General features: G+C 53.1%; 16 protein-coding genes. All 16 read left to right on the top strand.

The window, feature by feature from the left end:
* Window positions 1-11 precede the first annotated feature (11 nt).
* The 16 genes from TREBR_RS08760 (at window position 12) to TREBR_RS08685 (ending at window position 14,992) form a co-directional block, all read left to right on the top strand.
* Entirely contained in the window at window positions 12-1,061 is a 1,050-nt protein-coding gene (locus TREBR_RS08760) for a V0D/AC39 family V-type ATPase subunit (RefSeq protein ID WP_041610393.1), read from the top strand.
* Window positions 1,062-1,076: 15 nt separating this feature from the next.
* On the top strand, window positions 1,077-3,053 hold the full coding sequence (locus TREBR_RS08755; RefSeq protein ID WP_013758829.1) for a V-type ATP synthase subunit I: 1,977 nt from the start codon (window positions 1,077-1,079) through the stop codon (window positions 3,051-3,053).
* 43 nt (window positions 3,054-3,096) lie between these two features.
* Entirely contained in the window at window positions 3,097-3,408 is a 312-nt protein-coding gene (locus tag TREBR_RS08750; RefSeq protein WP_041610769.1) for an ATP synthase subunit C, read from the top strand.
* Window positions 3,409-3,431: 23 nt separating this feature from the next.
* Window positions 3,432-3,770 carry a V-type ATP synthase subunit F gene (locus tag TREBR_RS08745; RefSeq protein ID WP_013758827.1) on the top strand — a complete coding sequence of 113 codons (339 nt, stop codon included), beginning with the start codon at window positions 3,432-3,434 and terminating at the stop codon, window positions 3,768-3,770.
* 18 nt (window positions 3,771-3,788) lie between these two features.
* Window positions 3,789-4,430 (top strand): V-type ATP synthase subunit E family protein, encoded by a 642-nt coding sequence (locus TREBR_RS08740; protein WP_013758826.1) that lies wholly within the window; start codon window positions 3,789-3,791, stop codon window positions 4,428-4,430.
* On the top strand, window positions 4,427-6,193 hold the full coding sequence (locus tag TREBR_RS08735) for a V-type ATP synthase subunit A (RefSeq protein WP_013758825.1): 1,767 nt from the start codon (window positions 4,427-4,429) through the stop codon (window positions 6,191-6,193). Before TREBR_RS08740 ends, TREBR_RS08735 begins: the two co-directional genes overlap by 4 nt.
* Window positions 6,190-7,587, top strand: a complete 1,398-nt coding sequence (locus tag TREBR_RS08730) for a V-type ATP synthase subunit B (RefSeq protein ID WP_013758824.1) — start codon at window positions 6,190-6,192, stop codon at window positions 7,585-7,587. The genes TREBR_RS08735 and TREBR_RS08730 overlap by 4 nt, the downstream gene beginning before the upstream one ends.
* 11 nt (window positions 7,588-7,598) lie before the next feature.
* Window positions 7,599-8,222: a V-type ATP synthase subunit D gene (locus TREBR_RS08725; RefSeq protein WP_013758823.1), complete on the top strand. Its 624-nt coding sequence runs from the start codon at window positions 7,599-7,601 to the stop codon at window positions 8,220-8,222.
* Between the two features lie 10 nt (window positions 8,223-8,232).
* Entirely contained in the window at window positions 8,233-8,733 is a 501-nt protein-coding gene (locus TREBR_RS08720) for a universal stress protein (protein WP_013758822.1), read from the top strand.
* A gap of 14 nt (window positions 8,734-8,747) precedes the next feature.
* Window positions 8,748-9,158 (top strand): hypothetical protein, encoded by a 411-nt coding sequence (locus TREBR_RS08715; protein WP_013758821.1) that lies wholly within the window; start codon window positions 8,748-8,750, stop codon window positions 9,156-9,158.
* 23 nt (window positions 9,159-9,181) lie between these two features.
* Complete coding sequence (locus tag TREBR_RS08710) at window positions 9,182-10,006, top strand: J domain-containing protein (protein ID WP_013758820.1); 825 nt, start codon at window positions 9,182-9,184, stop codon at window positions 10,004-10,006.
* A gap of 1 nt (window position 10,007) precedes the next feature.
* Window positions 10,008-10,757, top strand: coding sequence for a type I methionyl aminopeptidase (gene map / locus TREBR_RS08705; protein ID WP_013758819.1), 750 nt, complete (start codon window positions 10,008-10,010; stop codon window positions 10,755-10,757).
* Window positions 10,758-10,894: 137 nt separating this feature from the next.
* Window positions 10,895-12,376: a Do family serine endopeptidase gene (locus tag TREBR_RS08700; RefSeq protein WP_013758818.1), complete on the top strand. Its 1,482-nt coding sequence runs from the start codon at window positions 10,895-10,897 to the stop codon at window positions 12,374-12,376.
* Window positions 12,377-12,466: 90 nt separating this feature from the next.
* Window positions 12,467-13,813 carry an aspartate kinase gene (locus TREBR_RS08695; protein WP_013758817.1) on the top strand — a complete coding sequence of 449 codons (1,347 nt, stop codon included), beginning with the start codon at window positions 12,467-12,469 and terminating at the stop codon, window positions 13,811-13,813.
* A complete protein-coding gene (dapB, locus tag TREBR_RS08690) occupies window positions 13,810-14,589 on the top strand; it encodes a 4-hydroxy-tetrahydrodipicolinate reductase (RefSeq protein ID WP_013758816.1) in 780 nt (259 codons plus the stop codon). Before TREBR_RS08695 ends, dapB begins: the two co-directional genes overlap by 4 nt.
* A 160-nt stretch (window positions 14,590-14,749) precedes the next feature.
* Window positions 14,750-14,992, top strand: coding sequence for an OadG family protein (locus tag TREBR_RS08685; protein ID WP_013758815.1), 243 nt, complete (start codon window positions 14,750-14,752; stop codon window positions 14,990-14,992).
* Window positions 14,993-14,997: the final 5 nt, after the last annotated feature.

Genomic DNA, 14,997 nt, shown 5'->3' with positions numbered 1-14,997 from the left:
GGAAGTAACGTATGGATCATTCCGGAGCAGCTGCTTTCATATATGCAAAGGCAAGCGGTATGCTTGCAAAATCGTTCATCGGCACCCGCGCGGCAAAGTTGTTTGAAGTCCGTTCTTTGCCGGAATTATGGACGCTGGTTTTTAAAACCGAAGTCCCGATGGTTCCCGAAGTGCTCCTCGCAAAAAAAATAGAACAGGAAGCCGAAAGCCGCTTTCTGTGCGATTATACGTCTTTGCTCCGCAATTATTCAAAACCCGACAGCGTGTTGGTCGAATTGGTGCGGTTTTACGACTACGACAATCTGAAAGACATCGCGGCGTTTTTAAGCGTCAATAAATCTTCTTCTCACGCTCAGACTATGCCGCAGCTCGCCGACATCGGCGAATTCAGCATGTTCGATTATACGAAATGGCCCGATATCGCGGCGATTACCGCCGGTTCTCCCGTTTCCTGGTACGATTCGGTTCCCGAATTCAGCCGGCAGCAGGAATTGGACACGAAGCTCGACTTGCAGTATATCCGGCGGCTGTGGGCGAGTATCCGGAAACTTCCGGCAGCCGAACGCCGTCCGGTGGAATCCCTGATAAAAGACGAAATCGTCATGTACAACATTATCTGGGCGCTGCGCCTGAAAGTGTATTACGGTATGTCGAACGAACGCATTCTCGACCGGCTCGCTTCGGCCGGAGGAGCCGAAACGGCGCGCAGCTTGGCGCAGGATCCGCTTTCCGGTCCTGCGGTGAAAATGCTCGATTTTGCGGTCGATTCATACGCGGAATGGGAAAACTGGAAATACGCCGGTTTTTTGAATCTGCATGAAGAAGGCGTCGTCTGGGAAGCCGATCCCCGCTGGATACAGCAATCCGCGAAGACCGCGCTCAATAGAAAAGCGTTGCGCCAGTTTCATCAGCATCCGTTTACGGCGTGCGTGCTGGTGTCCTGGTTTAAGATAAAACAGTACGAACTCGACTGTATCCGTACTGCGGCCGAAGGACTTCGCCTGAACGTGTCTCAAGATCAGGTGAAGCATTTTGCCGGAGTTGCGGACGCGCAGTCCTAATCGTTTGGGGGATATATGGCACGTACGACGGAAATGCGGCTTATAGAATTGATGATTCTCAAAGAAGATATCAGCCGCGTTATTGAATTTCTGGGAAAAAAGGGAAATTTTCAGTTCCAATCGCACATGGGCGAAGGCAGTGCGAATTCGGCGAATCCTTCCAAAGAACTGTTCGACAAACTGCAGCTTGCCCGTACGTATCTTGGACTTCCCGATAACGAATCCTACGCTCCCGACGCGGGACTGCCTTCAAACGACGATTTTGAAGCCGCCGGAAAATTGCTTGCCGGTATCGACGCGCTGCGCCAGCGTGAAGCGGCCGCTTCTGAAAACGCAAAACGGGTGGGCGACGCCTATTCGGAAGCGCTCGCGTTTTCCAATTTGAAAGTGCCGTACGCGGAACTCGATCATTTGTCGTTTTTGAGTCTGCGTATCGGTAAAATAGATCCGGCCGTGGTTGACGAACTGATATTCGACGTCGGCGGCCGCGCGGTGGTCGTACCGCTCGGAGAAGACAAAACCCGTATCATGGCGGCTACTTCCAAAAAAGGACGGTTCGCACTCGACACGGAACTCAAAAAATACGGTTTCGTACCGCTTGAAGTTGCCAAGGATTTTAAGGGGATTCCCGACGACGTGCTCGCGAGTCTGAAAGTGCAGAGCGGAGAAACGAAAAAATTGCTCGCCGATATCGTCGCCGAACGCAAAAATTACGCGGAAACGCACTGTACGCAGCTGCGCCGGCTGCTCGGATGTTTTTCGATCGGTATGCAGGTGCAGCAAGTGCAGGATAAACTTGAAGCCACGCAGCTGGTGTATCGGATCACCGGGTGGATACCGGCGGCCGATTCCCGGCAGATGATGAAAGACTTGGACGATTTGACCGAAGGCCGCATCGCCATCCGGCTGTATCAGCCCGGTGAAGTACCTTCCATCCGCGACGGGCGCGAACAGGTTCCCGTTAAACTCAAACACGGTAAATTCGTGAGCAGTTTCGAGCGGCTCGTGTTCAGTTACGGTTCGCCGCTGTACGGCACGATTGACCCGACGCCGCTGGTCGCGTTCTTTTTTACGCTGCTGTTCGGTATCATGTTCGGTGACGCGGGGCAGGGATTGGTGTTCGTGCTGATCGGCATTTTGCTGACGGCGAACGTTATCAAATGGTTTCCCGCCTGGAATAAATTTGGTCTCATTTTTGTCGCGATCGGGTGCAGCAGTACGGTGATGGGCGTTTTGAACGGCGAGTTTTTCGGCAACGGCGAAGTGCTGGTGCCGCTCAGCCGGTTTCTGTCCGGTTTGTTCGGCGAGCCGCGCGATCACATTCTGCATCTGATGCCGAGTTCCGGCGCGATAGATAAATTGTTCATGTTTTTTGCGTTCACGCTCGCCGTCGGTTTCATTATCAACTCGATAGGGCTTATCATCAATATCGTCAACCAGTTTACGCTCAAACGTCCCGGTAAGGCGCTGTTCGGCAAAACGGGATTGAGCGGCGCGTTGTTTTTCTGGTACGTCGTTTTTATGGCAGTTCGCATTGCGGCGTTCAAGATTCCGCCGTTTTGGGCAGATTGGACGGTGATCGGCGTAACGCTGTTCGGCGTGTTTATGGCGACGCCGCTTGAACGGCTGATAGAAGGCGAACGCCCCGTTTTTGAAAACGGATTCGGCATCAGCGTTATCGAAGGTGCGGTGGAGATTCTTGAAGTAATTTCCAGTTATCTTTCCAATTCGGTCAGTTTTTTGCGTGTCGGCGCGTTTGCGCTCGCTCACGCCGTTCTCGGGTTTATCATATTTACGATGACCGATCTGATCGGCGGAGCCGGCGGATTTGCGGTTTCGCTGTTCGGCAACGTGATCGTTATCGTGCTTGAAGGAATGATCGTTGCGATACAGGTCATCCGCTTGCAGTATTACGAGTTTTTCTCGAAGTTTTTTACCGAAACGGGACGGGAATTCCAGCCGTTCTCTTTCAGGTATAAAGCAGATAAATAGACTGTTATCCGTTAAGTCGGAAAAGTTGAGGTTTCGTATGAAAATGAACAGAAAATTTTTGGTTATTGCCGCGGCCATGCTGTGTTTTGCCGCCGCAGGTGTTTTCGCTTCTTCCGGTGATGCGGCAGCTGCGGGTACGGCTGATACGTCTGCGGTAAAATATATCGCCGCCGGTCTTGCCGTCGGGCTTGCGTGTATCGCGGGCGGTATGGCGGTCGGTAAAATCGGCGCCGCGGCAATGGGCGCGATGAGTGAAAACGCCGAACTTTCCGGTAAAGCGCTTCCGTTCGTCGGTCTTGCGGAAGGTATCTGTCTGTGGGGCTTTCTGGTCGCACTGCTGATCATCATTCTGTAATTCTTTCAAGGTTCGGATATACCGTGAAATATTATGTGATAGCGGAGCGGGAACTCGTTCTCGCTTTCGGTCTCGTCGGCGTTGCCGGAAGCGTCGCGGTAAACCGGGAGGAGGCGCTTGAAGCGTTCAACCGGGTTACCGGCCGCGGCGGAGACACCGTGAGCGAGTCCGTCGTTACCGAAAGACCGAAAGTTCTCATTTTGACGGAAGAAGTGTCGGTCATGCTGGAAGATGAAATTCTGGAATGGCAGATGAGCGGATCGTATCCGCTTATCGTCGAAATACCCGGTATTCAGGGTCATCTTGAAGGTAAAAAAACGCTCACCGACGCTATCCGTGAAGCGATCGGTATTCATGTCTAAAATAAAGGTGTAGTTTTTATGGAAGAATTGCGTTCTACAGAAATCCTCGATAAAGAGATACACGAAGACGCCCGCAAAAAGGCCGAGCGTATCCTCGCGAATACCGACGCCGAGTGTCAAAAGATACTTGATGACGTTGCAGTCCGTATTGCCGCGGTAACACAGGAAAAAAAGACTGTGTACGCGGACAAACTCGCCGCAGTCAGAAAGGATGCCGATTCATCCGTTCCGCTTGAAAAAGAACGTTTTCTGGTATCTTTTGAAGGTAAATCCGTCGTTTCCGCGATCAACGCGTATTTGCGGAATTTATCCGAGGATAAACGGCTGTATTTGATCGGAAAACTGCTCAAACGTTTTAAGCCGGTGGTCGCCGGCACGCGTTTGAACGCTTCCGTTTTCGGGATGAAAGAAGCCGCCGCGCGTACGCTGCTCGCGGCTGAATTCGGAACGGATGCAATTCTCGGCTGTAAGGCGGTTCCGTTTGAAGAAACCGCGCTCGATTCGGTCGCCGGACTGGAGATTCACGAAGGTATCGTTTTGGAAACCGAAGATAAAACGATCCGGTGCCGGGTAACGCTCAACGAACTTGTTGAGGAAATTCTTGATACGCATAGTTTTGAACTTGCCGAAACGTTGTTTTGCGGGAGGCTTCCCCAATGATAGAAGGTAAAATAACCCGTATTTCAGGTCCCATCGTATACGCGCAGGGACTTGAAGGCTGCGGTTTGTACGATGTGGTCGACGTCGGTGAAGCGAAACTGATCGGTGAAATTATCCGCCAGAAAGAGGGCGTCGCGACCATTCAGGTATATGAAGACGACACCGGTATGCATGTCGGTGAGAAAGTCGTCTGCAATCAGCGCCCGCTTTCCGTCCGTTTGGGACCGGGCTTGGTCGGCACCATTTACGACGGTATACAGCGTCCGCTTGCCGCCATGTTCAGCGAAGGCGGCGCATTTTTGCTGCCCGGTCAGCGGACCGAACCGCTCGATACGCACAAAAAATGGAAATTCGAGCCGGTACTCGCCGCGGGCGCCGCGATCGCTCCGGGTATGGTGCTGGGAACGGTCAAGGAAACGTCGTCGATTACGCACCGCATAATGGTGCCGCCGACCGTCCGCGGACGGGTTTTGAAATCGATCGTTCCGGCGGGCGAATATACCGTCGACGATGAAGCGGCTCAGACCGAACTCGGTGAAAAAATATATTTTTCCCAGTACTGGCCGGTGCGGAAACCGCGCCCGTACGCGCAAAAAATGACGGTAACCGAACCGCTGGTTACCGGGCAGCGCGTTATCGACGTGTTTTTTCCGCTTTCCAAAGGCGGCACGGCGGCGATTCCCGGCGGATTCGGTACGGGTAAAACGATGACCCAGCACGCCGTTGCCAAATGGTGCGACGCCGATTTGATCGTGTACATCGGCTGCGGCGAGCGCGGCAACGAAATGACCGACGTTCTCACCGAATTCCCGTCTTTGATCGACCCGCGCACCGGGCGTTCGCTGATGGAACGCACTATTTTGATTGCAAATACGTCGAACATGCCGGTTGCAGCGCGCGAAGTTTCGCTGTATTCGGGCATCACGCTCGCCGAATATTACCGCGACATGGGCATGGCCGTCGCGATCATGGCGGACTCCACGAGCCGCTGGGCGGAAGCGCTGCGCGAACTTTCCGGCCGTATGGAAGAAATGCCCGCGGAAGAAGGGTTTCCCGCGTATCTGCCGACCCGGCTCGCCGAGTTTTACGAACGCGCCGGCCGCGTCAATTCGCTGTGCGGCAAAGAAGGGTCCGTTTCCGTTATCGGTGCGGTTTCTCCGCCCGGCGGCGACTTTTCTGAACCGGTTACCCAGCACACGAAGCGGTTTATTCGCTGCTTTTGGGCGCTCGACCGTGAGCTGGCCAATGCGCGCCATTATCCGGCTATCGGCTGGATAGAGTCGTATTCCGAGTATGCCGAAGAAGTGAAAGCCTGGTGGGACAAACTCGATCCGCGCTGGGCGAGCATCCGCCTTGAAGCGCTCGAATTGCTCAAGCGCGAACAGCGGTTGCAGCAGATCGTGCGCCTGATCGGTCCCGACGCGCTGCCTGACAGCGAACGGCTCATCCTGACGGTTGCCGAAATGATCAAAAACGGTTTTCTCCAGCAGAACGCATTCGACGAAATCGACGTGTACTCGGTTCCGGAAAAACAGATATTGATTTTACAGCTGATGATGACGTATTACCGGAAATCGCTCGCGGCGGTAAAAGCCGGCGCTCCGCTTATAAAAGTAACGTCGCTGCCGGTTCGCGAAGAGATCGTCCGTATCAAAACGTCCGTTCCGAACGATAAACTCGATATGATTTCAGTAATTGAAAGTCATCTCGACGAACAGTTGGGAAACGTTGAAAGAATGTATCGAAAGGTGGCAACCGCATGAGAGGTGTAGAATATAAAGGCGTACGGTCGGTCGACGGTCCTATTATCATTGTCCGCCGCAGCGAAAACGTGTTTTACGGTGAAATCGTCGCCGTCCGCAGCCGCAGCGGAGACAAACGGACCGGCCGCGTTATAGATATTTCGGAAGAATACGCGGTGGTTCAGATTTTCGGTTCTACGACCGGAATCGACCTCGATCAGACTCGCGTGGAATTCCTGGATACGCCGATGGAACTGCGCGTCGGCGAAGGTCTGCTCGGCCGTATTTTCAACGGATTGGGCAAGCCGATCGACGGGTATCCCGATATCGTGTCTTCAAAGAAAATCAACGTTAACGGAAACCCGATCAACCCGTATGCGCGCGTCTATCCGCGCGACTTCATTCAAACGGGCGTCAGCTCCATAGACGGTATGAACACGCTGATCCGCGGTCAGAAACTGCCGATTTTTTCCGGAAACGGCCTGCCGCACAACCGTCTGGCAGCCCAGATTATCCGTCAGGCGAAAATCCTGAACGCGGACGAACAGTTCGTTATGGTGTTCGCCGGAATGGGCATCAAATACGACGTCGCGCAGTTTTTTATCAATACGTTCGAGGAATCCGGCGTTCTGTCGCGCGTCGTCATGTTCCAGTCGCTGGCCGACGCGCCGTCTATCGAGCGTATCATTACGCCGCGCTGCGCGCTGACTGCCGCCGAATATCTTGCGTATGAAAAAGGTATGCACGTTCTGGTCGTGCTGACCGATATGACGAACTACTGCGAAGCGCTCCGTGAAATATCCACTACGCGCGGCGAAGTGCCCGGCCGCAAAGGGTATCCGGGATATCTGTATTCCGACTTGGCCGAATTGTACGAACGGGCCGGAAAAATCAAAGGTTCCAAAGGTTCGATCACGCAGATTCCGATTCTGACGATGCCGAACGACGATATTTCGCATCCGATTCCCGACTTGACCGGTTACATTACGGAAGGACAAATCGTTCTCGACCGTGAAATGTCGCAGAAAGGTATGTATCCGCCGGTTGCGGGGCTGCCGAGTTTGTCGCGCCTGATGAAAGACGGTATCGGTGAAGGTATGACGCGCGAGGATCACAAAGACGTTTCAAGTCAGCTGTTCGCCGCGTATTCCAAAGTGAAGAGCATCCGAAACTTGGCGGCCATTATCGGCGAAGAAGAATTGTCCGATACCGACAAGCAGTATCTGAAGTTCGGCGAACGTTTTGAGAACGAATTTTTGACGCAGAACGAGTTTGAAAACCGTTCTATCGAACAGACACTCGATATCGGCTGGAAAATGCTGGCGCTTTTGCCGCGCGGCGACTTGTACCGCATCAAGCCTGAAATGATCGACAAATATCTGGGAAAGGCCGCCGCCGTTCCTGCTGAAGCGTAGAGGGCGTCCGTATGGCCAAGCTGAATATCGCACCGACAAAATCGAACCTGCTCATGGTTAAAGAGCAGCTCGCCGTTTCGGAAGACGGGTACGACCTGCTCGAACAGAAACGCGAGATTCTCGTTATGGAATTGATGCGCATGGTCGAAAAAGTCAAGCTGCTTGAACGCGACATCGATAAGACGATTCAGTCCGCATATCCTGCGCTCAAAAACATGCTGATGGCCGTCGGCGGCGACCGCGTCGAACGGATTTCGCACGCGGTAAAATATGATTTTACAATTACGGAAAAACCTGTTACAATTGCAGGTATGGGGTTTTCCTCGATAAACGTTGAATTGCCTTCGCGTGAACTGTTCTATTCGTTTTTGGGATCGTTCGCCGATTTGGATAAAGTTATGGTGGATTTTTTTGAACTGCTCAGACTGCTTACCGAAATGGCTTCCATCCGTACCATCGTATGGCGGCTTGCCACCGAAGTCCGTAAAACGCAGCGCCGCGTAAACGCGCTCGATAAAATGGTCATTCCGCAGACGAGGGAAACGAAAACCTATATCGAAGGCGTTCTTGAAGAACGCGAGCGCGAAAACGTGTTCGTCCTGAAAGCCTTAAAAGCGCGGCAGGCGCAGCAATAGGAGATAGAGAATGATAAAACCGCTTTTTCAGAATGTTATTATCGTAATAAACGGTTCTGAAGCTTCCATACATGCGGCTCAGTACGGTATTCTTATGGCAAAACTGTACCGCTGTAATTTGAAAGCGGTATACGTCGTCGACACGGCCACTATCAAACAGCTTACGTTGGGTAAGTTTTTCGTTCAGGACGAGGGGCGCATGTACGAAGATAATCTGCGTTCCGACGGCAATCGGTATTTGGAATATATTGCGAATTTGGGAAAAGCGAAAGGCGTCAGAATCGAAACGGAACTGCGCACGGGAGCGGTCTGGTCGGAAGTCATTATGGCTGCGGATGAAATGAAAGCCAACCTGATTTTGCTGGGCGGTTACAAGTCCGATATGAATTCGGCTCCGATTGAAAAGCACGACGCCGTTTCCAGCTCAAACTTCGCGATTATTACGAACGCGCATTGTTCCGTACTCGTCGTCCGTGAAAAAATGATAGAACAGCTGTATAAACTTGCCTAGTTGAGGAGCGTAAGATGAGAGTGGTATTACTGCATTTCCTTTCTGCGGAAAACGGAAAGCATTCTTCTATTTTGAAAAAACTGAGCGACGCGGCGTCAAAAAACGGTCATCAGGTAGACGTCGTAAGCGGTACGCGCGATACGGATTCGTTCCGCATCACGCCGTACGAATACGTCGCCGTCGTCTGCCCGTGCACGGGAATCATCGGCGGAAAAATATCTGCGAAAGTTTCCGAGGTGCTTGAAAACAGCGGTTCGGTAAGCGGCAAAAAAGGCTGCGCTTTGGTCGTAAAATCGGGTCTTTCGGCGCAGAAAACGAGCCGAAATCTGATGCGCGCCATGGAAAAAGAAGGCATGGTCATCGATTACTTCGACGTTATTGAAAATGCCGATCACGCTGCGTACGTCGGCAAAAAAATCGGCTGATACCAGCTTTTCCGGTAATTAATTTGGAAGATTTCTATAAAATACTCGGAGTGCTGCCTTCGGCTTCCGCGTCGGAAATAAAACGCGCGTACCGCAAGAAAGCGAAAGAACTGCATCCTGACACGTCCCGGTCTTCCGAATCGGTAACGGAAGAATTCCGCCGGCTCGTGCGGGCGTATGAAATACTGTCGGACGCACATCAGCGTTCCATTTTCGACTCGTCGTTCACGCACCGCAGGGCGGCGAATCCGTTCCGCAGCGAACATTCGTTCGATTACCGTGAATGGCTTTCGGCCCGGCCGGATGAAGAAAGCCGCGCTAAACTGATATTGTTCGATTTGCTGCACTTGCGCGAAGACGACGCCGTCGCCGAATTCGTGCGGATGTCAAGTGAACACGCGGATTTTTCACTTGCAAAGTGGCTGACGCGCGAAGATTTTATGGATTTCGGTTTTATTTTATGTGAAGAATTGGTCATGCGCGCACAATATTACGACGCGGCGGTGCTTTTGATACAGATCGTCGAGATGGAATACCGTTTTTCATATTTCAAGCATTTTTTTCCGGAAGTGGTGCTGCTCGCGCGCAGTGTACTGCTGAACAAACTGGAAGGGGCGGTTTCCGACGAACTGGCGCTCGACGCGTGGGAGCGTGCGCTTGAACTCGATTTGGGCAGCAGCGACGACGCCGCGCTTTTGGTTAAAATGGCCGGTGCGTATATCCGCATGGACGACGCGTATACCGCCCGCATCTGTTTGGAAGAAGCCGTTAAACTCGACCGTGCGGTCAAAATTCCGTCCGTGCTGCACAGCCGTTTCAGTGTGAACGATATGGAAGTGAGGTATTGATATGATCCGTTTGAAAAACGACGTTCAGATTGCGGGAATCCGCAAATCCTGCCGTCTGCTGGCCGATATGTATACGTCCGTTATTCCGCAGGTTGCCGCCGGCATCTCTACGAAGGACGTGGACGATTTGTGCGCTGAATTTATCACGCGGCACGGCGGTACTCCCGCCTGGTACCGTGAAGATTTTCCGGGTGCGGCGTGTATTTCGATAAACGATGAAGTTATTCACGGTATTCCGTCCCGTAAACGGAAAATTCACGACGGCGATTTGGTGTCGCTCGACGTGGGAATAGATTTGGACGGATATATAAGCGATTCGGCGGTTACCGTGATGGTCGGAAACGTAAAACCCGAGTACCGCCGGCTGGTTGAAGTAACGCGCGAATGTCTCGCCGCGGGGATCGCCGCGTGTAAGGCCGGCAACCGCATCAGCGACATATCGAAAGCGGTGTTCGCCGTAGCCGACGCCGCCGGTTACGGCGTCGTGTACGAATACTGCGGGCACGGCGTCGGACTCGACGTGCACGAAGATCCGTCCATTCCGAACGTCGTGTCGCGCGGCCCGAATCCCCGTATCCAGCCGGGAATGGTGCTCGCGATCGAACCGATGATAAACCTCGGCTGCGCGGACGTCGAACTTGCCGACGACGGCTGGACCGTGCTGAGCGCGGACGGCAAAGTTTCCGCTCATGAAGAGCATACGGTCGCCGTATTCCGCGATCATACGGAAATTTTGACGCTGCGCGGTTAAATATAACAGATTTTTCATACCGACTGCTGTAACGAACCTTTCTCTGAATTTGTATTATATAACAGATTGTATTATTTTATGTAAGAGAGAGTGCAATCATTTCAACTGCAGTTGCATATTGTTTGGAGGTTTATCTTATGAAAGGATGGTCAAAGTACGTTGCGGGGGCCGCCGCTGCGGTTCTGGTTTCATTCGTACTGTTTTCTTTTTCATGTAACTCATCCGATTCTGCAAAATCGGCAAACACCGCTTTTGCCGATACGGGTTCCGCGGTTTCGATTCCGTCCGACGCACTCGCCGTTACGGAAGCCGTACAAAGCGTATTCCGGGCAATTTCCTCCGGTGTGCTGCCGAGTATCGTTGAAATTGACGTCGTTGAAAAAAAGACCGTGCAGACGCCGTCGTTCGACGGTTTCCCGTTCAATTTCTTTTTCGGACCGCAGGACGGATCCGACGGTGAAACGCGCGAATACGAACAGTCCGGACTCGGTTCCGGCGTGATCGTCCGCAAAACCGGCGACACGTATTACGTTCTGACGAACAATCACGTTGCAGGCTCGGCGAACGAAATATCGGTAAAGCTGAACGACGGCCGCAGTTTTTCCGGTAAATTGGTCGGCGCCGACGAACGCAAAGACATCGCGCTCGTTTCCTTTGAAACGAAAGACGGCGACATTGCCGTTGCGGTTCTCGGCGATTCAGACACGGTGCAGCCCGGCGACATCTGTTTTGCAATGGGAACTCCGCTCGGCTATTATTCGTCGGTTACGCAGGGAATTATCAGTGCGACCGGCCGTTCCGGCAACGGTATCGGCAATATCAGCGATTTCATTCAAACCGACGCCGCGATCAATCAGGGCAATTCCGGCGGCGCGCTGGTGAACATCTACGGTGAAGTTATCGGCATCAATACCTGGATCGCCTCTCAGTCCGGCGGCTCGCAGGGATTGGGCTTTGCCATTCCGATCAACAACGTGAAAAAGGCGATCGACGATTTTATCGATTCGGGAAAAGTGACGTACGGCTGGATCGGCGTGTCGCTCGTGGAAATCACCGATACGTATAAAGAATCGCTCGGCGTCGGAAAACGGAACGGCGCGTTCGCCTCCCAGGTGTTCATCGGTTCTCCGGCGCAGAAAGCCGGAATGCAGGCCGGCGACTTCGTCATAAACTTGAACGGTAAGGACGTTAAAACCGTCGATCAGCTCGTGCGCGAAGTAGGCGACTTGAACGTGGGTGAAACCGCCCAGTTCACGGTCCTGCGCGGCGGCAAGGAAATGCAGCTTAAAGTCAAGATCGAAGGTCGTGATAACGAAATCGCTTCAAACAACACGAAGCTGTGGCCCGGTTTTATCGCGTATCCGATAGACGATTCGCTGCGTGAGCAGCTTAAAATCGAAAAGAACGTGGAGGGTGTCGTCGTAACCAATTTGATGGCGAAATCTCCGGCCGCCGCGCTGCGTCTTCAGAACGGCGACGTCGTTACTGCGGTAAACGGCAAAAAGGTAACGAATCTGTCCGAGTTTTACAGTGCGCTCGATTTGAGCGGAAACAAGGAAATCTGGTTCGACGTTTACAGCGACGGCCATACTATTTCAACGGGACGGTATAAGCTGTAACGTTTTACCGCGCGGAGCGTCCGCCGTGCACGTACCCGTCCGCACCCGTTGTATATTGCAACGGGTGCCTTATTTTGCTACAATACGCGCATGATTGTAATGAAATTCGGCGGATCGTCCGTTGCCGATGCAGAACGGATACGGCACGTTGCGTCTATCATAAAGACATATGCCGACAAAAAACCTGTCGTCGTCCTTTCCGCAATGGGAGATACGACGGACCATTTGCTTGAAGCGGCGGATCTTGCGGTAACGGGAAAAGTCGACATCAGCCGTATCGAAAAGCTTCACAAGGATACGGCTGAAGCATTGGAAATTCCGTTTACGGATGCGGCGGCGCTGCTCGGCGAGTTGAAAATGGTACTTACCGGCATTTCAATGCTGCGCGAATTGACCAAACGTACCCGCGATTATTTGGTGTCGTTCGGCGAACGGCTTTCCGTGCGTATGGCGGCGGCGTATTTGAATACCATAGGCCTTCCCGCCCGTTTTTACGACGCCTGGGACGTCGGCATCGTTTCCGATTCCAATTTTATGGCTGCCGAACTGCTCGACGACGTGTGGCAGACCATTCCCGCCGCGCTGAACGGATACAGGAACGGCTCCGTTTCCGAAATTCCCGTGGTAACCGGCTTCATTGCCAAAGATCCGTCCGGCTATATTACGACGCTCGGCCGCGGCGGCAGCGATCTGACGGCGACCGTGATCGGCGCCGCGATGGCTGCCGAAGAAGTGCAGACTTGGAAAGACGTCGACGGCATTTTAACGGCCGATCCGCGCGTAGTTTCAGACGCGCATCCGGTTCCTGAAGTAACGTATGAAGAAGCGGCCGAATTGGCGTATTTCGGCGCGCAGGTGCTGCATCCGCGTTCAATGATGCCGTGCCGCAAGTCGGGAACGCCCGTCCGCGTTAAAAATTCGTATAATATGACTTCGCCCGGCTCGATCATCGTAGAAAATCACGCAGGGCCGGTGGCCGCCGTCCGGGCGATTACCGCAGTTAAACACGTAACGCTGATAGATATCGTTTCTACCCGTATGCTGGGCGCGTCCGGCTTTTTGGCGCATATATTCAATCAGTTTCTCAAGTGGAACATCAGCATCGACGTGATTGCGACGAGCGAAGTGTCCGTTTCCCTGACCGTGAACACGAAAGCGGATTTGTCGGGCTTGCTTGCCGACGTGCAGAAAGTGGCGGCGACCGAATGCAAAACGGGAAAGGCGATCGTAACGGTTATCTGCGACACCGCCCGCGCCAGTTCGATTATTGCCGACGGGTTCGCGGCTCTTGCCCGTGAACGTATCAACGTGCAGATGATAAGCAAAGGGGCTTCAAAAGTGAATATCAGCATGATTTGCGACGATTCCGAAGCCGATACGGTGGTACGCACGCTGCACGCGGCGTATTTCGGGAAAAACGGAGATACTGCGAAATGAAAATGGCGCTTGTCGGATACGGTCAGATGGGGCACATGATTGAAGCTTGTGCTAAAAAAGCGGGACACGAAGTCGTTTTAACGGTTGACCCGTTCGCCGCCGACGCTTCGGTGCGGATTCCCGCCGGAAACGGCGCCGCGCTTGCAGCCGCGGTACGGGAAAGCGGGGCGGACGGCGTTATCGAGTTTTCGCATCCGAGCGCCGTCGTCGGCAATATTACGGCGCTGCTGCCGCTCAAGTTGCCGCTCGTCGTGGGAACGACCGGGTGGTCGGATCAGGAAGATGAGATCCGTTCTCTGGCGGCAGAATGCGGCGGCACGCTGATGACGTCGGCGAATTTCTCCGTCGGCGTGAATCTGTTTTATCGGATCGTGGAAGAAGCCGCCCGGCTTTTTTCCCGGTTCGACGAATACGATACGGCGATTTGGGAAGCGCATCATATCCGCAAGGCGGACAGTCCGTCCGGAACGGCGCTCGAAATAGCGCGCCGCGTGATGAAAGCCGATCCGCACAAAACGGAGATCGTAACGGACGCGTTCCACGAAAAACCGCAGGCCGGGCAATTGCACGTGTCGAGTACGCGGGTCGGCTCGGTGCCGGGTACGCATACGGTGTTTTTCGATTCCGCCGCCGATACGATAGAACTGACGCATACCGCGCGTTCCCGCGAAGGTTTCGCGTACGGCGCGGTGCACGCGCTGGAGCGGCTTTCTCTGGCGCTCGAAAACGGTTCCCTCGCGTCCGGCGTGCTCTACGGCATGAACGATTTATTCTGAAAAGAGCGTTCGGCACAAAATTGCGGACCGTTTTCCGATGAATGACGGAGACCGTCCGCTTTTTTATATAATAACGTTTTAGCTCCGTATTCATATCTTGAATAAAACATTTCTTTCTTATATACTTAAATAATATACAGGTTATTTTTTTGGAGGACATATGACAATAGTTGATATGCTCGGTCAAAGTCTTACGCTGACTTTGCTGGGAATGGGTGTCGTTTTTTCCTTCCTTATTATTCTCATCATTTGCATGACGGTCGCTCACAAGATCATTCACGCATTGAAGCTTGATAAGGATGTTGCGGAATCGGCGGCTCCTGCTGCTGCAGCCGGAAGATCACAGGACAATGCGGTGATCGCGGCTATTGCCGCAGCCGTGCGTGAAAAGCAGAGTAATTAAGACGA

Origin of the sequence: Treponema brennaborense DSM 12168, from assembly GCF_000212415.1 — a bacterium.
In the GTDB taxonomy this organism is placed as follows: domain Bacteria; phylum Spirochaetota; class Spirochaetia; order Treponematales; family Treponemataceae; genus Treponema_F; species Treponema_F brennaborense.
Note: the sequence above shows the minus strand (reverse complement) of the source record. Positions and strands in the feature narration are given on the sequence as shown.